Source organism: Methylomonas stagni, from assembly GCF_050154735.1.
Classification (GTDB): Bacteria; Pseudomonadota; Gammaproteobacteria; order Methylococcales; family Methylomonadaceae; genus Methylomonas; species Methylomonas koyamae_A.
In genome coordinates this window covers 3746416-3769121 of the sequence record NZ_CP189557.1, presented here as the reverse complement: position 1 = coordinate 3769121, position 22706 = coordinate 3746416, and the positions used below count along the sequence as shown (strand labels likewise).

At 57.4% G+C, this 22706-nt stretch carries 24 protein-coding genes; 11 read left to right on the top strand and 13 right to left on the bottom strand.

All coding sequences use genetic code 11. The annotated features are described in order from the left end of the window. Positions 1-71: 71 nt before the first annotated feature. From ACP4CD_RS17315 to ACP4CD_RS17305, 3 genes are all read left to right on the top strand, one after another. Entirely contained in the window at positions 72-923 is an 852-nt protein-coding gene (locus ACP4CD_RS17315; protein ID WP_426991823.1) for an aldo/keto reductase family protein, read from the top strand. Between the two features lie 164 nt (positions 924-1087). Then, positions 1088-1600 (top strand): YfiR family protein, encoded by a 513-nt coding sequence (locus tag ACP4CD_RS17310; protein ID WP_082885511.1) that lies wholly within the window; start codon positions 1088-1090, stop codon positions 1598-1600. A gap of 36 nt (positions 1601-1636) precedes the next feature. Beyond that, complete coding sequence (locus tag ACP4CD_RS17305; protein WP_426991821.1) at positions 1637-3532, top strand: ATP-binding protein; 1896 nt, start codon at positions 1637-1639, stop codon at positions 3530-3532. Positions 3533-3539: 7 nt separating this feature from the next. Here ACP4CD_RS17305 and ACP4CD_RS17300 read toward each other — a convergent pair whose 3' ends face one another. Together ACP4CD_RS17300 and ACP4CD_RS17295 are read right to left on the bottom strand one after the other, a co-directional pair. Beyond that, positions 3540-4010 carry a CreA family protein gene (locus tag ACP4CD_RS17300; protein WP_426991819.1) on the bottom strand — a complete coding sequence of 157 codons (471 nt, stop codon included), beginning with the start codon at positions 4008-4010 and terminating at the stop codon, positions 3540-3542. Positions 4011-4093: 83 nt separating this feature from the next. Continuing rightward, positions 4094-5968 (bottom strand): alpha-amylase family glycosyl hydrolase, encoded by a 1875-nt coding sequence (locus ACP4CD_RS17295; protein ID WP_426991818.1) that lies wholly within the window; start codon positions 5966-5968, stop codon positions 4094-4096. Positions 5969-6302: 334 nt separating this feature from the next. On the opposite strand from ACP4CD_RS17295, the gene ACP4CD_RS17290 reads away from it, so the two are divergent. The 3 genes from ACP4CD_RS17290 to ACP4CD_RS17280 all read left to right on the top strand — a co-directional run bounded on the left by ACP4CD_RS17290 (position 6303) and on the right by ACP4CD_RS17280 (position 7776). Next, the gene (locus ACP4CD_RS17290; RefSeq protein WP_313730975.1) at positions 6303-6863 is read left to right on the top strand and encodes a Uma2 family endonuclease; all 561 of its coding nucleotides are present in this window, start codon (positions 6303-6305) and stop codon (positions 6861-6863) included. A gap of 66 nt (positions 6864-6929) precedes the next feature. Further along, positions 6930-7382: a TerB family tellurite resistance protein gene (locus ACP4CD_RS17285; RefSeq protein WP_168028576.1), complete on the top strand. Its 453-nt coding sequence runs from the start codon at positions 6930-6932 to the stop codon at positions 7380-7382. A 37-nt stretch (positions 7383-7419) separates the two neighbouring features. Continuing rightward, positions 7420-7776, top strand: a complete 357-nt coding sequence (locus ACP4CD_RS17280; protein WP_426991817.1) for a hypothetical protein — start codon at positions 7420-7422, stop codon at positions 7774-7776. A 641-nt stretch (positions 7777-8417) separates the two neighbouring features. On the opposite strand, the gene ACP4CD_RS17275 is transcribed toward ACP4CD_RS17280, so the two are convergent. From ACP4CD_RS17275 to ACP4CD_RS17230, 10 genes are all read right to left on the bottom strand, one after another. After that, the gene (locus ACP4CD_RS17275) at positions 8418-10583 is read right to left on the bottom strand and encodes a zeta toxin family protein (RefSeq protein WP_426991815.1); all 2166 of its coding nucleotides are present in this window, start codon (positions 10581-10583) and stop codon (positions 8418-8420) included. A gap of 179 nt (positions 10584-10762) precedes the next feature. Beyond that, complete coding sequence (locus tag ACP4CD_RS17270; protein ID WP_426991813.1) at positions 10763-11581, bottom strand: hypothetical protein; 819 nt, start codon at positions 11579-11581, stop codon at positions 10763-10765. Positions 11582-12087: 506 nt separating this feature from the next. Beyond that, on the bottom strand, positions 12088-12246 hold the full coding sequence (gene tatA, locus ACP4CD_RS17265; protein WP_082885660.1) for a twin-arginine translocase TatA/TatE family subunit: 159 nt from the start codon (positions 12244-12246) through the stop codon (positions 12088-12090). Between the two features lie 110 nt (positions 12247-12356). Then, positions 12357-13253 carry a hypothetical protein gene (locus ACP4CD_RS17260; protein ID WP_426991812.1) on the bottom strand — a complete coding sequence of 299 codons (897 nt, stop codon included), beginning with the start codon at positions 13251-13253 and terminating at the stop codon, positions 12357-12359. A 14-nt stretch (positions 13254-13267) separates the two neighbouring features. Next, complete coding sequence (locus ACP4CD_RS17255) at positions 13268-13888, bottom strand: choice-of-anchor R domain-containing protein (protein WP_064027701.1); 621 nt, start codon at positions 13886-13888, stop codon at positions 13268-13270. Between the two features lie 168 nt (positions 13889-14056). Continuing rightward, positions 14057-14530: an MEKHLA domain-containing protein gene (locus ACP4CD_RS17250; protein WP_426991811.1), complete on the bottom strand. Its 474-nt coding sequence runs from the start codon at positions 14528-14530 to the stop codon at positions 14057-14059. A gap of 2 nt (positions 14531-14532) precedes the next feature. Further along, positions 14533-15258, bottom strand: a complete 726-nt coding sequence (locus tag ACP4CD_RS17245; RefSeq protein WP_426991810.1) for an RES family NAD+ phosphorylase — start codon at positions 15256-15258, stop codon at positions 14533-14535. Between the two features lie 2 nt (positions 15259-15260). Then, positions 15261-15659: an MbcA/ParS/Xre antitoxin family protein gene (locus ACP4CD_RS17240; RefSeq protein ID WP_313730961.1), complete on the bottom strand. Its 399-nt coding sequence runs from the start codon at positions 15657-15659 to the stop codon at positions 15261-15263. Between the two features lie 424 nt (positions 15660-16083). After that, positions 16084-16944, bottom strand: a complete 861-nt coding sequence (locus ACP4CD_RS17235; protein ID WP_064027694.1) for a hypothetical protein — start codon at positions 16942-16944, stop codon at positions 16084-16086. A gap of 457 nt (positions 16945-17401) precedes the next feature. Then, on the bottom strand, positions 17402-18781 hold the full coding sequence (locus ACP4CD_RS17230; RefSeq protein ID WP_426991809.1) for an L-serine ammonia-lyase: 1380 nt from the start codon (positions 18779-18781) through the stop codon (positions 17402-17404). Positions 18782-18977: 196 nt separating this feature from the next. Here ACP4CD_RS17230 and ACP4CD_RS17225 point away from each other — a divergent pair, with 196 nt between their 5' ends. The 5 genes from ACP4CD_RS17225 to ACP4CD_RS17205 all read left to right on the top strand — a co-directional run bounded on the left by ACP4CD_RS17225 (position 18978) and on the right by ACP4CD_RS17205 (position 21861). After that, complete coding sequence (locus ACP4CD_RS17225) at positions 18978-19631, top strand: transglutaminase-like domain-containing protein (protein ID WP_396642879.1); 654 nt, start codon at positions 18978-18980, stop codon at positions 19629-19631. 44 nt (positions 19632-19675) lie between these two features. After that, positions 19676-20332 carry an FMN-binding negative transcriptional regulator gene (locus tag ACP4CD_RS17220; protein WP_426991808.1) on the top strand — a complete coding sequence of 219 codons (657 nt, stop codon included), beginning with the start codon at positions 19676-19678 and terminating at the stop codon, positions 20330-20332. Positions 20333-20346: 14 nt separating this feature from the next. Then, complete coding sequence (locus tag ACP4CD_RS17215) at positions 20347-20916, top strand: class IV adenylate cyclase (RefSeq protein ID WP_426991806.1); 570 nt, start codon at positions 20347-20349, stop codon at positions 20914-20916. Further along, entirely contained in the window at positions 20897-21064 is a 168-nt protein-coding gene (locus ACP4CD_RS17210) for a hypothetical protein (protein ID WP_426991805.1), read from the top strand. The genes ACP4CD_RS17215 and ACP4CD_RS17210 overlap by 20 nt, the downstream gene beginning before the upstream one ends. 167 nt (positions 21065-21231) lie before the next feature. After that, positions 21232-21861 (top strand): hypothetical protein, encoded by a 630-nt coding sequence (locus ACP4CD_RS17205; protein ID WP_426991804.1) that lies wholly within the window; start codon positions 21232-21234, stop codon positions 21859-21861. Between the two features lie 107 nt (positions 21862-21968). Here ACP4CD_RS17205 and ACP4CD_RS17200 read toward each other — a convergent pair whose 3' ends face one another. Next, positions 21969-22553, bottom strand: a complete 585-nt coding sequence (locus ACP4CD_RS17200; protein WP_426991803.1) for an NUDIX domain-containing protein — start codon at positions 22551-22553, stop codon at positions 21969-21971. Positions 22554-22706 lie beyond the last annotated feature (153 nt).

The window sequence follows — 22706 nt, the reverse complement described above, 5'->3', positions numbered from 1 at the left end:
CTTACCGGCCGGTAGCCGTGGCGGCTCAACTATGCGAGGATAACGCCGCCTCTTTAGCGCAGGAACCACCGATGATTGAAAACGCCTATTTGGAATCCGCGTCCGGCGTGCGCATGCCGCCACTCATTTACGGCACCGCCTGGAAACAGGAACGCACCGCCGAGTGGGTCGAACTCGCTCTCACCCAAGGATTTCGCGGTATAGATACCGCCTGTCAACCCAAACATTACCATGAAGCCGGCGTTGGGGCCGGTCTGGCGGCCGCGCTACCTCGCTTGAACCTGGATCGCGCCGCGATTTATCTGCAAACCAAGTTCACGCCGCTCAACGGCCATGATCCGCTACGCATACCCTACGACCCGAACGCCAGCCTGGAGCTGCAGGTCGCCCAGTCGTTCGCGGTGTCGCTACAAAATCTGCGCACAGACTATTTGGACTGCTTAGTATTGCACTCGCCACTGGCCGACCGCCAGCAGCTGTTAACCGTGTGGCAAGCCATGCAGACCATTCAGCGCAACGGCGGCACCCGGCAACTGGGCATCAGCAATTGCTACGATCCGGCGCTCTTCGAATTCCTGTACCAACAAGCCGAGGTCAAACCCGCCGTGCTGCAAAACCGGTTTTACGCCGACACCGGTTACGACAAGGCGCTACGGGCGTTCTGCCGGACTAACCGCGTGATTTACCAAAGTTTCTGGACCTTGACGGCCAACCCCAAAATATTGACCGGCAGCGTCGTCGCCAATCTGGCCGAGCGCTTGGACCGCCGCCCGGCGCAAGTGTTTTTCCGATTTTTGACCCAAATCGGCATCGTACCGTTGACCGGCACCACCTCGGCCGATCACATGCGCGAGGATTTGGCGATTTTCGATTTCGAACTCAGCGAAGCCGAATGCGCCGAGTTGGCGGCACTATTGGACTAGCGCCAACCGCCGCCGTCCCGCGCCGGCTAAGCTACAATAGTTCATTGGTTTGTTGTTAATCCGGCCACCACGTATTCGAACCGCCGAATTCTCCACCGTTTCGGCCTTTTATTCCGGAACCGCCCGGCGCAAGCCTGGCGGGTTTAATCGTATCCCGACTATTCGTGCTTACCCGCCTGCTTAAATCCGCGCTGCTCAGCGCCAGCGTTTGGCTGAGCGAGCCGGCTTTTGCCCTGGATAACCCCAGCCGGGAATTCCAACTGAAATCCGCCTATCTGTTTCATTTCGCCGAATTAACGCAATGGCCGGCCATGGGCCCGATCACGATTTGTCTGAGGGGCGACAGTCCGATACGGCATTTTCTACCGGCGCTGGAAGGTCAAAAAATCGAAGGCAATATAGTCCATGTTTTGCTGGAGCCGCCGGCCACGCTGGAGGCTTGCAACATCCTGTTTGTCGGCGATATCGACGAACTGAAGCCCCGCCTGTTCGAACAAGCCCGCGCCGCTCACATCCTGTTGGTCGGCGACGTGGACGGTTTCGCCGCCCAAGGCGGCATGGTGCAATTCACATTGCGCGACAACAAGTTGAAACTAGTGGTAAATTTAGGTTCGGTAAAATCGGCGGATTTAAAATTGAGCTCCAAATTGCTGCGGATGGCGGAGATTATCGAATGACATCGTCACCCCCCACGTATTTCGATCAGCCGCAAGTTGGGCAACAATCTGCGGCTGATGGTGGTATTGAGTCTGGCCGTCGCGACCTTCTCACTGTCGATCCGCGAATATTCCGCGTTGCAAGACGCCATCGACAACAAGTTGAAGCTGACCGCCAACCTGATCGGCCAAAACAGCAGCGTGGCCCTGGTATTCGACGACACCCAAACCGCCCAGGAAATTCTGGACGCTCTGGTCTACGATCCGGACATCATCGCCGGCTCAATCCGGCTACCGACCGGCCAGGCTCTGGTCAGCCACCAAAAGGAAGCGCCGCGCTGGCCGGCGTGGTGGCCGGACTGGTTACCGAAAACCCAACAATACACGCAACCGATCTTGCACAAAAACCAACGCATCGTCGGTCATATTTCGCTGATCGCCAGCATGGTCCAACCGTATCGGACGATGCTTTGGAATGCGTCGATCAACGCCGGCATCGTGATGATTGCATTGAGTCTGGCCGCCTTGTATGTGCGCCGCTTGCAACGCATTTTCCTGCGGCCGCTGCTGAATTTGGCCGACACCGCCCATCAAATTGAAAAAGATCACGACTACAGCCGGCGTTCGCGCTACGACGGCAACGACGAAATCAGCGATTTGGCCGAAGCCTTCAACAACATGCTGGCACAGATCGAGGCCAACGAAGCGGATCTGGAAACCCAGGTGCAAACCCGCACCCGCGAGCTGGAAATCGCCACCCGCGACGCGGAATCCGCCAATCGCGCCAAAAGTCAGTTCCTGGCCAACATGAGCCACGAAATCCGCACGCCGATGAACGCCATCGTCGGTCTGGTGGAACTGAGTCTGAATACCCAGTTGACCTACAAACAACGCGAATATCTGCAACGCGTGGAATCCTCGGCCCACTCGTTGATGACCCTGATCGACGACATTCTGGACTTTTCCAAAATGGAAGCCGGCAAGATGCAGATCGAGACCATTCCCTTCCTGCTCGAGGAAATGTTGGAGCACGTGTTTTCGACGATGTCGCAACTCAGCGCCGACAAAGGCATCCGCCTGATTCTCCCCGACTGCGGCCCGCAATATCACGCGGTGGTCGGCGACCCGCAGCGTTTGCGGCAAGTGCTGATCAATCTGATCGGAAACGCGATCAAATTTACTGAGCGCGGCCATGTCGCCATCGCTTTCAACGAACTCAGCCGCGACGATAACCGCATCGTGTTGCAATTTTCGATTCAAGACACCGGCATCGGTATCAAACCCGAACAGCAACCCAAGTTGTTTCAAGCCTTTAGTCAGGGAGACAGTAGCGTGACCCGCAATTACGGCGGCACCGGCCTGGGTTTGATTATCTCCAAGCAATTGGTCGAGCAAATGGGCGGCAGCATCGGCGTGACCAGCCAAGCCAATATCGGCTCGACCTTTACCTTCAGTGTCGCGCTGGGTTTGAGCGACTTGGCGACGATACGCCACTTCCAACTCCGCCGACACCGTGCCAGCATGGATTCGTTGCGCTTGGAGCCCTTGCACGACAGCCGGGTCCTGCTGGTCGAGGATAACGAGATTAATCGGATGGTGGCGATCGAATTACTGGAACAAGCCCGCATCCGGGTCGATGTCGCCGAGAACGGCGAAATCGCGCTGAGCAAATTGCGGGAAAATCGATACCAATGCGTGCTGATGGACGTGCAAATGCCGGTCATGGACGGTTATCAAGCCACCCGCGAACTGCGCAAGCTGCCCGCCTGTCAAGCATTACCGGTGATTGCGATGACCGCCAATGTAATGAGCGCCGACCACCAGCTATGCCTGGACGCCGGCATGAACGACTTTATCGGCAAACCCATCCTGCCCGCCAAGCTTTATGAGGTGTTGTTGAAATGGATCAACGCCGGACAGACTCTGGAAAACCGCACGCAACTGGGCGTCTAAGCCCGGATCATTTGCCCCAGGGCATCACCGGCACGGTCGAGACGCTGTTGGCCGGCGCGCCTTCGATGACTTTCCGGCTGATCGCCACATACACCAGTGTATTGTGCTTGGCATCCCATAGCCGGGTGATATTGGTGGATTTGAACAACAACGACGTGCCTTCGCTGAACACCAGTTCCTCTTCCGGCAATTTGGCCGGCAAATTGATCGGGCCGATCTGCCGACAAGCCAGCGAAAACTGCGACGGATCTTCCGCCAAACCCAACCCGCCGGCGATGCCGCCGGTCCGGGCCTGACTGATGTGACAGATCACGTTGGGAATCTTCGGATCCTCGAAGGCATCGACGCAGACCTTATGATTGGCGCCGATCAGTTTCCACGCCGTGGTCACGCAGCCAACTTCCTCGGCGCGGACCGCGCCGGCCAACAAGCCCAAACCGCAAAACAGCCAAGCCGATCTCTTCGAAAACGCGCGCATCGCATACTCCCAACCCTGATTGAACACAGACCGTCAGCCTAACAAGCTTGCCGGATTCTCGCAAACCCGCCCGCATCGTCGCTTCACCGGTAAATTACCAAGCCGGCCGCCGGCGCCGTTAGCCGCACCGCCAAACCGTTTTTCGGTTGTATGTCGGCGGTCGTGCCGATCTGGGCCGAATCGGTGGAGTACAAACAGGTCAGTTTTTCACCCGGCCTATGCAACGCCGCATCTATCGTCACCCAGACCGTTTTGGCGGCATTGGGGTCGGTATTGATCGCCACGACGACTTCATGATCGGCCAGAATCCGCGACCACGGCACCAGCGACAGCAATTTGCCGCCCAACATCGTCGGCAAACCGAAATTTTGGCCATCGCCGGAAATTGGCCGTAAATACTGCCGCCCCCGCCGCAAGGCCGGTTGAGCCGCGCGGATCGCCATCAATTTGGCGAATTCGCTGTACACCGGATGGTTCTCGTCGAAATAATGCACGCCTCTGGACTCGAATGCGCCGAATTCACCGCCGAACATCGCTTCGCGAATGTAGCGGTCCGAATCGCCGCCGTGGCCGTCGAAACCCTGCTCGGTACCGTAATACACGCAAGGGATCCCCAAGGTCAGCGCGTTGACGGCCAGCGCGTTCAGCACCAATTCGGCTTTATCGGCGTCGGCGCAAAACCGCGCCTTGGCGCGGCCGACTTGATCGTGGTCGTTGAACATCGTCACCACCTTGTTGCGAAACCAAGTGTGACTATCCTTGCCGAGCAACAGCGAATTGCGGAACAAACTAAAGTAGTCGTTGGGATTCCCGCTCCCCTTGACCATGGCTTCAAGTTTGCTGGGAATATCGTCGATGCCCAATGCCGCGTCCAAGCCGGTCGCTTCCAGGGTATCGAAAGCCCGGTAACGGCCGCCGGTGATTTCGCCGACCAACAAAAAATTATCCTTGCCGATGCTTTGCGCAAATTCGTGGATCGCCGAACCGAAAATCCGGGTCGCGCCGTCCTGCATATGTTTGACGGTATCGATCCGAAAACCGTCCAGATCGGCATAAGCAATCCAATATTTATAGACTTCGATCAGCGCCAACAAGCCGGGCGCCGGCGCAAAATCGTCGGTGCCGCCGAAGCCGTGATGCAAATCCTTGAGATCGAAAAAATCGCCCTCGCGAAACTCGGGGTCGTAATCGAAGCTGGAGATGCGCCCCTTGCGGGTAAAGTATTCCGGATTCTGAAACTCGACCGGCCAGATCGCCCCGTCCTTGGCCGGCCAAGTCGCCGGCGCCGCCGGATTGGCGGTGACGAAGGGAATATTGGCCTGGCCGGCCGCGTCGTTAAAGCCGGTCACCGGGTAGTGGCCGCCGTCCCAACGCGGGTCGAAATTTCCATTGCCGTCCTTGTAATTGGGCTGGCGTTTGGGATCGTAACTGAACACGTTGCCGGAATGATTCAAGATGATGTCCAGGATCACCAAAATCCCCTGCTGGTGTGCGGCGGCCACCAAGTCCTTCAATGCCTGATTGGTGCCGAAGCGCGGATTGACCTGCAAAAAATCCTGGATGCCGTAGCCGTGGTAAGTTTCCTGAAACGCCACCTGCTTGAAGATCGGGCTGATCCAGATCGCGGTCACGCCCAGACGCTTCAAATAACCCAGCTTGCTTTTCAAGCCGGCCAGGGTACCGCCGACGTACTTGCCGCCGGCGTCGCTCCATTTCGCGGCGGCGGCCGGGGTTTGGATCGCATTGCGTTTGTCGGCGGTTTGCGCCAACGGCGTAGTGCCGCCGGCGACCGGCTTGCCGGCGGCATCTCGGAATCCGCCGCTTTCGTTACCGTCGGAAAACCGGTCCAGCATCAAAAAGTACAGCAGCTTATCCTCCCAGGCGGTGGGCGAAGGGTTAAAAACAACGTTGGAAGTAAGTTGACTCAAATCGACATCGGCTAAGCGAGATTCGGACATGACGACGCTCCTGCGGGAAATTGGAAGGCGGTACACTGCGAAGGATGCGGCCTTGGGTAAACCGTATCGCTGTTAGAACTTCTAACAAAGACGCCAGGCGAAAGCAAGTGAAGTTAGGCACTCAGGCAAGCGGCGATTCGCATGCGCCATCGAGCGGTTTGCGCGAAAATCTTAGCGGCACGGCTGCTGGAAGATTGATCTTCGACTCTTGGCCTTGAAAGAATCGCGGTGGATTTTAACAGCGCGGGTGGCGGCGGGTTTGCAATAGCCGTTTGTTGAAGTGATCAGGGGCGGGATACAATCGGAACAGTTAACCTCAGGACAGGACGGCGATATGGCATTGGCGGAAAAATTAAACCTCAGCGTGGCGGATTACCTGCAAGGCGAACTGATCAGCGAAGTTAAATACGAATATATCAATGGTGAAGTGTATGCGATGGTGGGCGTAAAACGTGCTCACGATACCGTGACCACCAATTTGATTGCGTTTTTGCACGCTCATTTACGTGGCACATCCTGCCGAGTCCACTCCGGCGAAATGAAAGTCCGCGTGCAAACCGCCGCCACCGACTGCTTTTTCTACCCCGACCTGCATGTCACCTGCTCGGCCAGCGATACCGAAGAGCTGTTCAACAGCCAGCCCAAGTTGATCGTCGAAGTGCTGTCCGATGCCACCGAACGCTACGACAGAGCCGAAAAATTCCACCATTACCGCAAACTGGCCAGTCTGGAAGAATACGTGTTAATTGCCCAAGACACTCCCCGTGTTGAATGCTACCGGCGCGGCGATGCTTGGGATCTTCAGATTTATCAACAAGGCGAGCAGGCGGTTTTCCAATCGTTAGGTTTTGAACTGGCGGTAGCGGATATCTATGAAGGGGTATTCGCGGGATAATCCGAGGTTTTTCCGGTTCCCAAACTCCGGTTTGGGAACCGGCGCAACGAATACCGGACAGCCAATATGCTTGAGCAAATTAAATTATTTTTTGAAAAACACCTGTCCTTACCGTCACCCGAGGTTGCAACAGAAACGCAGCTTCAAGAGGCGTTGACGGCCTTAATGACGGAAATGATGACCATGGACGATGTCTGTCAGGATGTCGAACGAACCAAGATTCTGTCCTTGGTCAAACAGTGTTTTTCGCTCTCCACCGAACAGGCTGAGACCTTGATGGCCAATGCGGAACAAAAGCGTCGGCAGGCGGTTGATTATTACGAATTCACGTCGACGATCAACCAATGTTTTAGCCCTGAGGACAAGACAAAGTTTGTTAAATCTCTCTGGCAAATCGCCTATGCCGACGGCAATATCGACCCGCAAGAGGAGTATATGGTGCGGAAGATTGCCGACCTTCTTGGCGTCTCGCACACCGATTTTATTCTGGCCAAATTGCGCGCGAATCCCAATCCCTGAATATCGCCGGACCAACACCGTTTAAAACGAATCGCTGATGAAAAAAATCAAGAAAAATAAAAATCTGTGGCTAAAAGAAGCTGAAATCGAGGTCGGTGATTTGTACTTCACCACCGCCCGGCAATACCGTGCGGTCCTGGCGATCAATGGCGATTTTTTGATTTACGCACCTAGCTCGGAAGGCATGGCGCCGTTAACGGCCGATAGCCAAATGCCGTTTGCGAACTCGCCCGCTAAAAAATGTCAGATCACCACATTTGCGCAAAAAGAATATCAAGCATTCGATTGGCACGGTACGGCAGCCGTTAAACATAAACTCATTCAGTCGCAGCGGGACGAGGCCATTAGCCAATGTAATGCCAAGGCCCAAATCGCGGGGTTGATGGCTGAATAATTCTAGTTTGTCGGATTGCTTCAAGACTGTCACACATAAGGCCTTATTCAAGTTTTCACCTTTTAAAAAGCTGCTTGAGGATGCTGGCTGCGAAAATGCTGGTCAGAAAATTCATTTTTCAAATATACCGCTTCGTTAAATCATCAATTTGATTTATAGCTTCGACCGCACTCACTTCAAAAGATCTGCATTTGATGACCTCACCCAAAAAATAGACCCCTCCAAAATTCGCAGCTTCATCCGTCGCCAGGGTCGCGCCACCGCCGGCCAGAAGCTGGCGCTAGAAAGCCATTGGGATAAGCCCGGTAGGGTACGCACTGCGTACCTTCTGGCTTTTGGTACCATGATGGCTCCGATGGTACGCAGTGCGTACCCTACATCTGATATGCAATTAGCATTTGACCGAACGTTATAGGCTCCGGACCAGACATACAGAAAGGAAGCCCAACAGTTCACTTCTAGCTTCTTACCTTTGATCGGCCGGTCGGTTTGGCGGCGGCAAACGCAAAGGCTTTCGCCTTGTGCGCAACTCTAAATGCCTTGCGAGGCAACCTGGGGGCGATAGTAAGCCTCAGGTAAAAGACCTTACTTAGGGCATTCTGCTCCGCGCCCCGTCCCGCGACCGCCCGGCCGGGTCCGGCTTATTCCACGCTGCCCTGCAAACGGGTAATCCAAGATTCCCTGGCCGCCGGATCGACGTGGAAGGCCAGCGCCGCCGGCTTGTGCAGCAGGCCGTCCTCGCCGGAGGCGTTGGGGTTGAGTTGGCGTTTTTGCACGAAATCGACCAGGCGGCGCAGGTGGTAAATCGCCAGCACCCGGTTGGTCTCGCTGCCGGCGTAGATCAGATAGCCGACGTTGTCCTCGTTCAGCGCCGGGTTGCGGGCGACTAACGCGTCCAAAGCGGCGTTGTCGGCGGCCAGATTTTTCAACACCGAATCGGGCCGCTGGCAGACCAACGTCCGCCAATGCAGGGCCAGACTGCCGTTGAGCTGGTGACGCTGCATTGCCCGCACCTCGTCGTCGCCGCACACGAAACTTTCCGCGACCAGATAATGGCGGTCGCGCTCACCGTCGTTGGCGAACAGCGCCAACTTGTCCAGCGCGGCATCGGCCAAGGCCAGCAAAAAGGCGTGAGGTGAGCGGATGTGTTTGTCTATCGTCACCACCCAGGGCAGGGCGCGGCCGGTGGTCTCGAAGCGGGCCGTGACGCTGCCGATCACCCCGGCCCGCGACAACTCCTGCTCGCGGCCGGCCGGCTTCACCAAAAATGCATCGACCGCCGCGATCTGGGTGTTGAAGCCGGCGGCGTGGTATTGCTGAACGATTGTCGAATAGCGCGGCTGATAAGGGATGGCGGTGCCATCGTAAAGGATGTTGATGCGCCGCAAGCGAGCTTGCTCGGCCACCAAATCGCGCAAGCGGTTGGCGAAGGGTTCGACGTAGACATAGTCGTCGCTGTGGTGGTCGGCGGCGGTGAGCAAGCGGTACAAGTCGCTGAGTTTACGAAATTCGTCGAGCGAGGCGATGACGAAATTGTCGCCGCATTGGGCCTTGGCGATTTCCTCGACCGCCGTTTTGCCCGCGCCGGCACCACCCATGCACATGAACAAGGTCGGCCGTCCGACCGGCGCCTTGCCGGCGAAAATCGCCTCGAGGATAGCCGATAAAATCCCGTCGATTTTGGTCAGCCGCTGATAGGCGATCTCCACGGTGCGCATCAAGCGGTTTTCGCCGTGGCTGGCGGCCAGCATCTTGTTTTTCAACGGCTGGTTGCCGGCCAGCGTAAACAAACTGGCCTGCTCGCCGGCGCATTGCTTCAACAAGTCCAACAGCTCGGCGTGGCTGGGCGGCCTTAGCGATGTCAGGATGTTGATGTCCAGGCAAAACAGCGGCGCCACGCCGTCGGCGCGGATTGGAATCGCATCGATCTCGGTCTTGCCGGGCTGGCGCAAGTCCTCGGTACCCGGCAAATAGCCGAGAATGTACTCGGACACGCCGAGCGGATTGTCGACGAAATGCTGACCGGTGATGAATTCCTCGGCCCGGATACTGTGCAAGGGCACCAGACCGCCGGTCACGGTCACCAGGCATTTGACGCCGTCCGCCGTGGTATAGGACAAAAACGGCAAGCCTTGCAGAAAATACTTGTTCTCCGGCCACTTACCGTAGCGGTTGGCCTGATTGCTCAGGCTTTGGGTGCGCGCCGGGTCCAGCGCGTGCTCGAAAGCCCGACGCAACGCGGCGTGATCGGCGGCAGGATCGTGCAGGGCGCGAGCGTCGTCGCAGCTCAGGCGGCGAAAATCGATGCCCTGTTCGTAGACCGCCTTGAAGGCCGGTAAATTGCCGAGCGCGGTGATGAAAAAATCCAGCGTGATCCGGTTGCCGTAGCCGTAGGGCCGAATGCCGCGCAAGGCTTGATACAGCTTGGCCAGCCGGTCGGCGATATCGGCGCTGCACACCACGAAACCGTTGTTGTCGAACAAGGCGGTTTCGAGATTGTCGTCGCCGTCGAGCACCAGGCTTTCAATCGCGATCCGAAATCGCGTGCGGCAATCGGCTTCCGGCATCGTGCCCGGCCGGTGGTGTACCGTCACCTGTTCCTTCCAGTCGCTGAACATTTCCCGGTGTATCCGGGTGAACAGGCTGGTTAGATAGGTCACCCGCTTGGTTTGATCGTGCGACACCGTGGCTTCCAGCTCCTGAGCCAATTTGGCCTGCAAGCGCACGCCCTGCGCCACCGCCAACGCGGTCCGCAAGCGCTTGAGCTGCCGATAGGCCGGGATGTTTCGGCCGGGATTTGAATTCATGCGCTCCCCCAGTGCACCGCTCGTTCCCCGGTCTTTCCGGTTGGGCGGCTTTATCGTTATTATTATTTCGAGCCGACTCGCGGCGGGGGCATGATAGCGCGAGATGGGGTCGGGTAGCGATATGACCGGCGCTGCCGGCGCGAAATGCGCCGGCGGTTCGGTATTGGAACGGCTAAGAATCAGGATTCGGCCAAAGCCGTCCGGCTCAACTCGGCCAGCGTTTCGCCGCGAGCGATCACCAGATGGACCGATGCGCTGACGAAGCGGGCGCCGGGGGCTATTTTCAGCATGAAGCGGTCGGCCGGATGATTGGCGATTTCGTCGACAAGCGCCATGCCGGCGTGGTCGTCGACCATGTCTTCGATCGGCTCGCCGTTCTTGGTCAAACCTGCCGGAAAAAACTGCGAAATCACGGTATGGATTTTGTCGATCGAGTGTTCGTCGAATACCAGTCGAGTCGCCCGGTCGAAACTGAACCGGCCATGCACGTAGTCGCGAATCCTCACCTGGATATGAGCGGTCTCCGGGTCGTGCCAGCCGGGATAGACGCTGAAAAACTTGGCCTCGCCGCAATGATCGGTTGCCTGGTAACCCCGCAAGAAGTCCTCGTCGGCCAGATTCGCTCCGCCCGGATTGGTCATCCCGGAATAATGGCCGTCGCCATCGCTATGCCACAGATCGACGCAGGCGCCCGGTAGCGGGGCGATGTTGCCATCGCCGTCGAGCTCGGAAATCGTCAACTTCAGCACTAACGGAAAGCCAGTGGCAGCCGTACCTGTTGCGCTGCTGACCCGGATATCGGCGCGAGGTTGGTCGTGTGTAACGCTATCGAGGCGAAACGGCCAGGCCGCCACGGTCGGCGCCAGCGTATGCTTGGTCAACACCGCCCGGTTAAGTCTACCGGAGGTGGCGGCGTCGCAGATCGCCATCGATCCCTTGACGGTCATGATTAAACTCTCCGGATAACCCGGCATTTTGGGGGTTTGAATATTGTTCATGGCAAATGTTGTCGGCGTAGTTGAGTGTGATGAATATCAAGCCATCGAACACGTCATTCCGGCCTACTCTCTAAAGAGAAAACCGGGGCTTCCGGCGACAGTCGCGCAATCTCAAAACAGCAAAAGCGAATGCGAAACTCAGCCGAAAGTCCAATCCCATAGCTGCGAACACTAGCGTTTTGAGTGCCGCGAGTGAAGGCGCTTTGAACAAGTCGTTTTCTTTCCGAATTCGCCAAGCGCGTTACGAACGGAAAAGCGCTTTCCGTACGTGACAGCCTGCCGAAACACTTATTCGTGGCACCCTTAGCCTGGTCGAAGCCGGAACCGTTCGCTACTCGCCGCCGCTCGGCAGACGATTCCATAACTTTCGAACCAACCATTCGGATTGGAGGATGACGCGTCATCCCTGCATGGCGGCTGTGTCCGGTGCAAAGCGTGGGTCGAATATCTTTGCTGACCGCGGACAGGGTATAGCCGCTCATACCGTTATGTTAGTACGTTTAGGATTAGTTTAGTTCCTCTATTTTGTCGGATTCTTTTACAGCCTTGCGGAAGCCCTTGATTGCTTCGCCCAAATCAGCGCCGCCCCCTTGCAATCGTTTAGTGCCAAACACCAACATAACAATCGCCAGCACCACCAACAAATGCGGTACGCTTAAGCCCATACTGCCTCCTAAAATAGGTAATCGATATCGCGAACGCGTCTTTGCGCCGCTCTGGAAAAAACCGCCGCGCGCATCCGGCGCACGGCGAGTCACGCTGGCTCAAGGCCGAACTAACCGCCGGGGCGTGTTGGCGGTGTGCCGGTGGGAGGTGTACCGGTAGGTGGCGTGCCGCCACCCGACGTGCTGCCGGAGGTATCGGCAACCGTCGGACAACTCAAGCTGGCCACACCCTCGCTGGTCGCAATGACCAAATTGATCGACGCAGTCACATAGTTGCCGTTGTTGGCCAAAGTCAGCATCAGATGGTCGCCGGAATCGCTGGTGATGCCGTCGGTGGCCGATTGATTGGAACCGCCGGTGAATACCGAGTCGGTTGCGTTGGCGGTATCTTTCAAACCGTGGGAAAGGTATTGGCTGATCGTGGTGTAGATCTGTTCGGTTAGCGATTCGTCGAAAAAAAACTGAGTCGCCTGATCGTAGACAGCAGTGCTGCCCGAGAAAGTACGGATGCGGACGTGGATGTGTGTAGTGCGCGAGGTGTACCAACCGGGATAAATGCTGATGAACTTCACTGCTCCGCGCGCATTGGTGATTTGGTAGCCACGCAAATAATCCTCGGCGGTCAGGTCGGCAGCGCCCATATTGGTCTCGCCCGAATAGTTACCGTCGGCGTCGCAGTGCCAAATGTCGACGTAAGCGCCGTTGATCGGCGAAATCGTGCCGTTGGCGTTCAGTTTGGATACCGTGACCGTCAGAACCAGCGGGAAGCCGGCCACAATCTTACCGGTTACGCTGCTGGTGCGAATATCGGAGCGCAGCAAGTTGTTGGCAACGCTGTCCAGGCAAAACGGCCCTTCGGTAACGGTGGGCGCCAAGGAGTAGGCTGCCAGTGCCGAACGGCTGACGCCACCCAGCATGGTGGCGGCGACCAAGCCGGCGGCACCCTTGGCGGTCATCAGCAACATATCCCGGCGAGCCGGCATTGTTAAGTCTTTTGAATTTTCCATAACTATGTCCTTAATCAAGCGCCAATAACGCCGAGGCGTGGGCCGCGAGCGAATCCGACAATGCCAGCCAGACCGGTCAGCATCAACGGTAGCGACATCGGCACGGGTACCGCGGCCTGCGTCACGCTGACGCTCATCTGAAAGGGATAGCTGGTGGAGGAGGACCAATAGCTGCCGTCCCACTCGGCCCAAGCATTGGCGCTGCCGTCGTCGGTAGCCTGGAAAGACCAGTCGGTAGCGCCGGTGACATTGCTTAGTACCACCCAATAGGTGGTGTTGGCGGTAAGGGAGAAATCGCCCGCCAAAAACGTCGTGGCTGCCAGACTGGACGAATAGGCACCGCTCAGCGTTAAGGTCGCCAGCGCTTGAGACGGCGCCGAATAGGCGTCGGAATAGAGGCTAACCGAAGTTCCCTGATCGAGACTGGAAATCAGCAAACTTATCGAATCCAGCAAGTAAGCCTGATTGTCGGTGCTAAAACTTTGCGCTTCCCAAGTACTACCGCTGACGGTTATTGTTCCGCCGGAATCGGCTGCCAAATTTTCGCCGAATCCAGAGGCCTGCACCGGCGCCGCACCCGAAATCCAGAACGCGGCCGCAACCGGCAACACCCATGTCGTATTTGTTCCAACCATTTGATTATCCTATTATTTAATATTAAAAAATCCGCTTTCCCTTTGTTGCGGACTGATAATAGGCGTATCAAAGGTTAATAGACGTAAACCGGCGTAAAATATTGTAAATCTTTATAAAACGCCCAATTTCAGGCCGGAGTCGCCAGGCGCGAGCCAATAACTCTTGAATCACGCCAGCCAATCCCAGTCGCTGAAACACGCCGCCTGTCCGTAAGGCCGGCCCTCGCCGTCCAGCACGTTCCAAACCACCGCGCCGCGTATCATGAAACGCCGGCCGGATTTGGCGATGCGCACGCCGGCATAATCGTCGATATAGCCTTGCCGGGCGACTTTGGCCAGCAAGCGCTCGCGTTCCTCGCGATTGACCGGTTCGGCGGAAAACCGCGACGGCAGGCCGACCAGTTCTTGCCAGGTCAATTCGAACAATTCCAAGGCCTTGCGGTTGGCGTAGTTGAACAGCGGATCGGGATCGGTGTTGTGCGACAGCAAGGCGAAGTCGGCTTCGTAAACCAGCCGCGCTAGCTCGGCATCGCCTGATTCCAGCAACGGCTTGCCGAGCAAGCGCCGATAGCTGTCCAACACCCATTCGATGTGGTTTTGGTGGTAACGGTTGTCGGGGCCGGGCGGTTGCAAATCGAGCATGATTAACGTTCCGATACGCTGGGGTTATTGACAGAAACGAGTTCTTTTTTGTACACGGCCTTGATGCGCTCGCCATCCCATACATAGCAAAAATGCGCGCCCTGTTTGACCGGTTTCAGCAACCGGGGTTTGAACACCGCGACGCAGTCGCCGCCGGGATTGCGGACGCTGGCATAGGCGAGGCCATTGCCGCAGGCGTCCCGCACTTGTTTTGCCAACCGCTGGGCGGCGGCGTAAGCACTGGTATCGGCGGCGTAGATTTCCGGCCACTCGGCCTGACGGCCGCGAATGTCGTGTAAGTCCGCATCCAAATCCGAGGCATAGCTACGCATGTCGATTTCGATCGGCGGTTGCCGGGTCGCGCTCAGAAAGCGAGCCCGGTGGAAACAGGTTTCGGCGATCGCGGTGTCCAGGTCGTAGGCGGCATAGTAAACGCCGTAGCTGCCGTCGCTAAACCGGCTGCCTTCCGGATTCAGATGGGTGAAAGCCGCCATGATCGGCGTCGTGCCGGGGCCGGCGATCCTGTCCTCCGGCGCCACCAGCCGAATGTCGCCGGCTTGTTCGCGCAAGCGGTCGTTGGTCAGGGCTTCGATCGCGAACACGATATCCAGATCGGCCGGCGCGGCAACCCGATCGAACAAACCGTCCGGCGGAAACCGGCTGGGCACCAGCCGCCAGCAGGGCAGCCAGGTAATGCGGTTGACCGCGATCGTCGCCAGATCGATCACGATTAGCCGCGCTGGCCGTCCAGATATTGGCGGACCACGTACAAATCGGCCACCCGCCCGGACAGCATGCGTTGCAAGGCCGACTGGCCGGCGAACGGCGCGGCCTGATTGGCTTGGTGCAGCCACTGATCGGCCGCCTCGGCGCGCGGCAGTAAAATCTGCAGGGCCTTGTAAATGCCGAAAATGTAAGACAAACGCTCCAGCTTGTCGGCGTTCAAACTGGCCGACTCCGGCTGCTTCTTCCACTTAAAGTACGTACTGCGCGAGTCCAGACCCAACAACACCATCGCCTGTTCGGCATTGAGTTTCCAAGCCTCGGCAATATTGAAAAAGGTCCGCAACGCCGCACCGGCCACGGCGGCGCTATCGGCGGATAAGAGATTTTGCGCTGGGGCCAACATCAGCCCTCCCGGTTTCGAATAAACTTGAATTGAAAATAAGTCTATATATGGACTTTGTCAAGCGACTGCCGCCGAACGAAAAAGATCGCGTGGAAAAGACCGAAGGCAGAGCGATTCCGTAGCCCAAGTCGGAAACCGCGATACCGTATTCCGAATACGGAGGGATGATCAAAAAGCGGTCATGCCGCGCGCGTTAACTAACGGCGGCAAACCAGCCATATGCCGCCAATGATTGGGTATTTCTGATACCGGATGTAGGGTACGCATCGCGTACCCTTTAAATTTTGATCGTGCGGTTAAGTGCTTTTACCAGATGTAGGGTGGGCAAATTTGCCCACCATTGCAACCCGCGTGGGCACAAAAAGCCGTGCCCGCGCTTGGCTAGACTTGACTTGAGTCTGTCAAATTTGTTTGGGTTCGGACCTCAACTCAACCTACCGTGCTGGCGCCTGCGACTCATCTCGATCGCAGCTTCTGTCGTGATAAATACATACACTTCCTTGTTGGTTTCCGTATTCTGCAGCCTACTAATATGCATTGGCTGAGCGACAACCGAACCAAACAAGTCTCCTTTGGAAAAGACGTCCTGGTACGGGACTAGCTTCTCAAGGTCGCCCCACGTGACTTGGACCAGCATAAAGCTCATGTTCTCTGGCACCCCGGAACCGGCGAATTTTGTCTCAATCTTGGTCTTTGCTTTCCCCCAAATCAGTTCAACCACCTTGTCCCGAGAAGGAGTAGGCCAGCCGGAGATATCTACATTCGAGACTTCAACCAGATGTTGTCGCTCCCCGTCCGAAAGCAGATAGTCAATGCTATTACCATTTGAAAGTCTGTATTCTACCTTGAGCAACCTATAGACGTTACTACTCAACAATTTCGCCAGGACGCAAAGTTCACCGACGTAGCTCTGGATTCTCGACTCGTTGTCGTCAAAGTTGAGAAACAAGTTTTTCATCGTCGAGCGAAACTCACGGCAGAGTGCTGGATCAATGTTCTTCATGATGACGGCGCATTGCGCCTCAATGAATGCTAGATAGTCTACTGCAAAAGGAACACCCTCTTCGGCTTTCCAAATTAGGTCTACCAAGCTGTTCTCGATGTAAAAACTCTCGGAAACAGCTAGTTGTTTTTCATAGAAGGCATATCGAGTTTCAAAACGATTGAATACAAGAGAGATATCTGCTGGAGTTGGATCGAAAAGTTTCATCACGTTTGGAAGAAATTGTTTGAGGTATCTGGAGAAGTCTTCAACGTCAAACTTCGCTTGTCTCTTCTTAGTCATAATTTCCTGGTCAATCTAAGGCGCACCCCAGCGGCCGGAGGTTGCGAACTTGAACGCAGCTCGTGGGTGGTAGAGGCGCTAGCCGAAACCCTTCAAAAATACCATCGATTACGCCAAATCCAATTCAGGATAGATGTCGCCCGCCCAATCTTCCGGGAGAATGCCGCGTTTGACGAAGTCTTCCGCGCTTCTAATTCGATGCCCCCAAAACCGTCTTTGCCGCTTGTGCCCGTTGGGTAAATACCGCGTTCCTGTTTGTGTTCACGGCTTTTGGAAATTCGTTCGCCTTTTTCAACCTATTTGGCTTCGATTGATGGGTTTCGCTTCGCACTAACCATCCTACTGTCGGCAATCGGCTCACCCCCGGTCATTGGGTAACTCCTATCGGTCGATTGCGAGCATTCACCACCCACTATTCCGACGCAAGAGGCCGTGAGTAATACCGCGCGCCTCCTCATCAGCACTCGATCAAATTCACCGCCAAGCCGCCGCGCGAGGTTTCCTTGTATTTGGTTTTCATGTCGGCGCCGGTTTCGCGCATGGTTTTGATGACCTTGTCCAGCGACACAAAATGTTTGCCGTCGCCGCGTAGCGCGATCCGCGCGGCGTTGATGGCCTTGACCGAGCCCATCGCGTTGCGTTCGATGCAAGGCACTTGCACCAGGCCGCCGACCGGATCGCAGGTTAGGCCCAGATTGTGTTCCATGCCGATTTCGGCGGCGTTTTCGACTTGCTCCGGCGTGCCGCCCAGTACCTCGGCCAAGGCGCCGGCCGCCATCGAACAGGCCACGCCGATCTCGCCCTGGCAACCGACTTCGGCACCGGACAGCGAAGCGTTTTCCTTGTACAAAATCGCGATGGCCGCCGCCGTCAACAGGAAGCGGATCACGCCGTCTTCGCTGGCGTCCGGGCAAAACCGCCAGTAATAATGCAGCACCGCCGGGATGATGCCGGCCGCGCCGTTGGTCGGCGCGGTGACGACCCGGCCGCCGGCGGCGTTCTCCTCGCTAACCGCCAACGCGAATAGATTGACCCATTCCATCGTGCCGACCGGTAGGTTCGGCGTCTGGCTGGGAATTTCGCCGGTCAATTGCCGGTGCAGATTGGCGGCGCGGCGCTTGACCTTCATGCCGCCCGGCAAAATGCCTTCCTCGTGCAAGCCGCGTTCGACGCAAGCCTGCATCACGTGCCAGATGTTCAACAATTTGGCGCGGATTTGCTCCTCGCTTTGCCAGGCTTTTTCGTTGCTCAGCATCAGCTCGCTGATCGGCTTGCGGTGGGTGTGGCATAGCTTTAGCAGCGCGGCGCCGGTGCGAAACGGGTAGGGCAAGCGGGTATCGTCGTGGGTCAATTGGTCCAGCGCCGCCGCCGCGTCGGTCACGACGAAGCCGCCGCCGACCGAATAAAAATCCGCTTGCGCCAATTCGGCGCCGTCCGCGTCGAACACGCTAAAACGCATGCCGTTGGCGTGATAGGGCAGCGCTTTGCGGTGGAACAGCAAGTCGGCTTTTTCGTTAAACGCTAGCGGATAGCGTTGCAGCAGATTCAGCAGTCCGGTATCGCGGATCGCCGCCAGGCGGGTCGGGATAATCGCCGGATCGATCAAGTCCGGCGCTTCGCCTTCCAGGCCCAGCATCACCGCCTTGTCGCTGCCGTGCCCCTTGCCGGTGGCGCCCAACGAGCCGAACAACTCGATTTTGACCCGGCGGATTGCCGGGGCGATACCGCGTTGCTCGATGTTGGCGGCGAAAGTCGCCGCCGCCCGCATCGGCCCGACCGTATGCGAACTGGACGGGCCGATGCCGATTTTAAAAATGTCGAAAACGCTGATTGCCATGAAGGTTGCCCGAAATTCGAAAGGAATATCGGCAGTTTACCAATTGCAGCGCAAAACGCCGCGTCGATCGGCATTCTGGGCGGCACCCGGTCGGCAAACGGCGGCGAACGGTTTCTCTCTTAGCCGCGAACATCGCACAGACCCCAGACGAATGCGATAATCGCGCCCACCCTTTGCCAAGCATTCGAAGTCCGCGATGACCAACCCAACCGACCCCGCAGCCTTCCTGGCCGCCAGCGAATACATCGACTGGCGGCATCCGGCCGTTTTGGCCCAAGCCGCCGTTTTGGCGGCCGGCGCGGACGGCGACGAAGACATCGCCAAACGCTGCTTCGAATTCGTCCGCGACCGCATCCAACACAGTTGGGATTACCGCAAAAACCCGGTGACCTGCCGCGCCTCCGAGGTTTTAAGCCACGCCACCGGCTATTGTTACGCCAAGAGCCATTTGCTGGCCGCGTTGCTGCGCGCCAACCGAATTCCGGCCGGCTTGTGCTACCAGCGCCTATCTCTAGACGGCGACATTCCGCCGTATTGTCTGCACGGCTTGAACGCGGTGTATTTAACCGACCACGGTTGGTACCGGCTCGACGCACGCGGCAATAAAGCCGGCGTCGCCGCCGAGTTTTGCCCGCCGACCGAACGCTTGGCCTTCGTACCGCGCGCGCCGGGCGAAACCGACATCGCCGGCATTTGGGCCGAACCGCTACCGCCGGTAATCCGGGCCTTGACCGCGCACGCCGACATCGAACAGGTTTACCGCCATTTACCCGATTTCGAGCCTGGCGATCTTGGCCCGGCCTTGCTCCCGTTCCACGGCCAACGCAATGGCGCGCGTCAAGTGCCATAGCCCGGCTTCCCAACGCATCCTCCCAACCATCGCCGCTGAGCCCCATGTACAGTCCCGAACAGTTCGCCGAACCCCGAATAGAAGTCATGCAAGACCTAATCCGCCAATACCCGTTGGCGACACTGGTGACGCTGGCCGGCGACGGTCTGAACGCCAACCACGTTCCGCTGCATTTATGCGGCGACGACGGCTCGGCCCACGGCTACTTGCGCGGTCACGTCGCCAGAGCCAACCCGCTGTGGCGCGATACCGAATCCTCGCCGGACATACTGGCGATCTTCCAGGCACCGAACGCTTATATTTCGCCAAGCTGGTATGCCGGCAAACGCGAAACCGGTCGGGTGGTGCCGACTTGGAATTACGCCGCCGTCCACGCCTACGGCCGTTTGCGAGCCGTGGACGATCCGGTCTGGATACTCGATCAAATAGTGGCTATGACGGCGGCACAGGAGGCGGCGTTTACCGAGCCTTGGGCCGTCGCCGACGCCCCGGCGGATTTTACCGAACGCCTGCTGACCCAAATCGTCGGCATCGAAATCCGGATAACCCGCTTGCTGGGCAAATGGAAAGTCAGCCAAAATCAACCGGCGGCGAACCGGAGCAGCGTGATCGCCGGTTTACGCGAAACCGGGCACGAAAGCATGGCCGACTTGGTTGCGGAACGCTCCGAACCCGCCGCCCGCAACCCACCCGAAACTTGAACGACGGACCTCATATGGCCAGAAACATCGAAATCAAAGCCCGAATCGCCAGCGTCGCCGCGCTGCTGCCGCTGGTCGCCGGTATCGCCGATCAGGGACCGTTCACGCTGACCCAGGACGACACCTTTTTTCAGTGTCCGAACGGCCGCCTCAAGTTGCGGGCGTTTTCCGACAACAGCGGCGAACTGATTTTCTACCAGCGTCCGGATCAAACCGGACCGAAAACTTCGTTCTATCGAATCTCGCCCACCGACGCCCCGGCCAGCCTGCGCGACGCTCTGACGCTGGCCTACGGCACCATCGGCCGGGTCCGCAAGCAGCGCACCTTGTTCTTGGTGGGCCGCACCCGCATCCATTTGGATCAGGTCGAAGGCTTGGGCGACTTTCTGGAGTTGGAAGTGGTGTTGAACGACGCCGAAAGCGAAGCCGCCGGCCGAGCGGTCGCCGACGACTTGATCGCGGCGTTGGACATACGCCCGGAACAATTGCTGGCCACGGCCTATCTGGATTTGCTGGCCGAGGCTAGGCCTTCCGAAGATTCGGTAGCAAACTCGAATCGCGACGATGAAACGCCATCTGCTTAGCGCCGCGCTGCTGCTGACCGCGCTCGCCTGTTATTGGGCCGGCTATACCGGCGCCGGTACGATAGCCTTCGCGGCCGGCGGCGTTTTCGAGGCCGGGTTTTGGTACCGGATTTTGTTCGGGCCGATGGCGGACAAAGAAAAAGAGTAGGCGATTATCTTGGGCAGGGATGGACATTAACCGATTTTGATCTAACTTCAGATGTCGGAAATCGGAAATCGCAAGCCGAATCGACCATTACCCAAACAGCGCCGCGCGAACCGCCGTCGCCCCCTTCACACCCGCCAATCCAACCAGCCCATCGCCTAGGAGGCATCATGCCATCGAAAACTCTCCCCCAACAAAACGGCAATTCTTGCGCGGCGCATTGCACGGTCATTGCGATCGCCGAACTTTCTAACAATCAGCTGTGTTTGGACCAGACATTTGCCGAAAAAACCGTCTGGCCGGCCATCCAATTCGTATCCACGGGCGGTTTGGCGCCCGGAATCGACCAGCTCGCCGCCGCCAAAAATAGCGACCCACGCAAAATCATCACTGAAACCGACAAAATCTCGAATAAGGCGGTAAAGGCCGCGTTGGTTTGCGACGATAGCCAAAAGACCGGCGCGCTGGTTTACGTAACCGACCTCGCAACAAAACAAGGGCTGGGTTCGCTGTTTAATTTGATTAAAGGCGGCGGGACAAGCACCAGTCTTACGCTAACCGACGGCGTTTTCTATAACGCCAGTTACTTGATGTTTAACGGCGCCAAAGCAGCCACCGGCACCTTTACCGGTATGCACAATATCTTGGTGACTCGCGAAGGCGGCAAGGATTACTACTACAACCCCAACGAAAACAAACCCGGCTGGAATCTAACTTCGGATTGGAAAGTACTCGACAACCAAAACGGCGGAAACCACAGCTACGTGTTCACGGGCGTTTGCGTGGAGATGAAAAAGTAGGGCAAGTTGACGATCAAAAAAAGGATTTCGCGCTGAGCATGAAACACGTCCTTCCGGGAGAGGCTTTAACTGCGATTACCGGTGTGTCGGCCGGATAATACCTAGGCTCAACGGTCGGTCGGGCACTCCGCCGCCGATGGCAACAGCCCGTCCGTTTTGGCTTGGCGCAATGCCTTGAGCGAGTTCGGCCAAAAATAAATTTCGCCGACCGGGCCGTCGTAGACCGAAACCCGCAGATCGTCGGCACTCGAGTCCAAAGCCTTGCCGAGCTCGCCATCTCTGATCCAAACCCATTGCTTGCGCTCGACGTGCAAGCATTCTCGCTGCATCGCCAGCACGTTGGCCGGCACGAACGGCACTTTCGCAACGAAGGTCAGAAACGGCGAGTCCGGCGACCGGGACGGCCCGCGGATATTCGCATCGGTAAGCTCCGCCAATCGATAGACGCAGTTCGACTCCTCGAAAAACTCCCTGGCGGCCGTCTCAATTGGCGATTCGCTACCTTCCCGCGTGCCGCCGAAATGCGCCCAACCTTGCCGTCCCGGCGCGTCGTCGAAAGCCAACAAATGGAGAAGTTGCCCATTCCGGCACGCATACGCCGCGATGCCGGCCGGCGGCCCCGGTTCGGCAACGGATGAGCCGACGAGAAACCATAAAAATAAGGCAATAGGCACCGAAAGAATGAAGCGCATGGTTCGAACTCCCCGAAGGCAATGTATCGATCGGCCAATACTATACGGCGACTTTTCGATGGCAAATAGCGATTTTCCGCCGCGTTAAAAATTCGCGACCGGCTGGTTTTACGTTGTCAGATGACTCGATAAGCATCGTCATTCCGGCACTGG

Excerpts from the sequence above, each read along its gene's own strand:
- ACP4CD_RS17210 (WP_426991805.1), top strand. The coding sequence starts at position 20,897 with ATGAAACGCCATCTGCTTAGCGCCGCGCTGCTGCTGACCGCGCTCGCC.
- ACP4CD_RS17275 (WP_426991815.1), bottom strand. The coding sequence starts at position 10,583 with ATGAATTCAAATCCCGGCCGAAACATCCCGGCCTATCGGCAGCTCAAG.
- ACP4CD_RS17290 (WP_313730975.1), top strand. The coding sequence starts at position 6,303 with ATGGCATTGGCGGAAAAATTAAACCTCAGCGTGGCGGATTACCTGCAA.
- ACP4CD_RS17270 (WP_426991813.1), bottom strand. The coding sequence starts at position 11,581 with ATGAACAATATTCAAACCCCCAAAATGCCGGGTTATCCGGAGAGTTTA.
- ACP4CD_RS17255 (WP_064027701.1), bottom strand. The coding sequence starts at position 13,888 with ATGGTTGGAACAAATACGACATGGGTGTTGCCGGTTGCGGCCGCGTTC.
- ACP4CD_RS17205 (WP_426991804.1), top strand. The coding sequence starts at position 21,232 with ATGCCATCGAAAACTCTCCCCCAACAAAACGGCAATTCTTGCGCGGCG.
- ACP4CD_RS17235 (WP_064027694.1), bottom strand. The coding sequence starts at position 16,944 with ATGACTAAGAAGAGACAAGCGAAGTTTGACGTTGAAGACTTCTCCAGA.
- tatA (WP_082885660.1), bottom strand. The coding sequence starts at position 12,246 with ATGGGCTTAAGCGTACCGCATTTGTTGGTGGTGCTGGCGATTGTTATG.
- ACP4CD_RS17250 (WP_426991811.1), bottom strand. The coding sequence starts at position 14,530 with ATGCTCGATTTGCAACCGCCCGGCCCCGACAACCGTTACCACCAAAAC.
- ACP4CD_RS17215 (WP_426991806.1), top strand. The coding sequence starts at position 20,347 with ATGGCCAGAAACATCGAAATCAAAGCCCGAATCGCCAGCGTCGCCGCG.
- ACP4CD_RS17230 (WP_426991809.1), bottom strand. The coding sequence starts at position 18,781 with ATGGCAATCAGCGTTTTCGACATTTTTAAAATCGGCATCGGCCCGTCC.
- ACP4CD_RS17285 (WP_168028576.1), top strand. The coding sequence starts at position 6,930 with ATGCTTGAGCAAATTAAATTATTTTTTGAAAAACACCTGTCCTTACCG.
- ACP4CD_RS17200 (WP_426991803.1), bottom strand. The coding sequence starts at position 22,553 with ATGCGCTTCATTCTTTCGGTGCCTATTGCCTTATTTTTATGGTTTCTC.
- ACP4CD_RS17240 (WP_313730961.1), bottom strand. The coding sequence starts at position 15,659 with ATGTTGGCCCCAGCGCAAAATCTCTTATCCGCCGATAGCGCCGCCGTG.
- ACP4CD_RS17260 (WP_426991812.1), bottom strand. The coding sequence starts at position 13,253 with ATGGAAAATTCAAAAGACTTAACAATGCCGGCTCGCCGGGATATGTTG.
- ACP4CD_RS17315 (WP_426991823.1), top strand. The coding sequence starts at position 72 with ATGATTGAAAACGCCTATTTGGAATCCGCGTCCGGCGTGCGCATGCCG.
- ACP4CD_RS17225 (WP_396642879.1), top strand. The coding sequence starts at position 18,978 with ATGACCAACCCAACCGACCCCGCAGCCTTCCTGGCCGCCAGCGAATAC.
- ACP4CD_RS17300 (WP_426991819.1), bottom strand. The coding sequence starts at position 4,010 with ATGCGCGCGTTTTCGAAGAGATCGGCTTGGCTGTTTTGCGGTTTGGGC.
- ACP4CD_RS17220 (WP_426991808.1), top strand. The coding sequence starts at position 19,676 with ATGTACAGTCCCGAACAGTTCGCCGAACCCCGAATAGAAGTCATGCAA.
- ACP4CD_RS17280 (WP_426991817.1), top strand. The coding sequence starts at position 7,420 with ATGAAAAAAATCAAGAAAAATAAAAATCTGTGGCTAAAAGAAGCTGAA.
- ACP4CD_RS17295 (WP_426991818.1), bottom strand. The coding sequence starts at position 5,968 with ATGTCCGAATCTCGCTTAGCCGATGTCGATTTGAGTCAACTTACTTCC.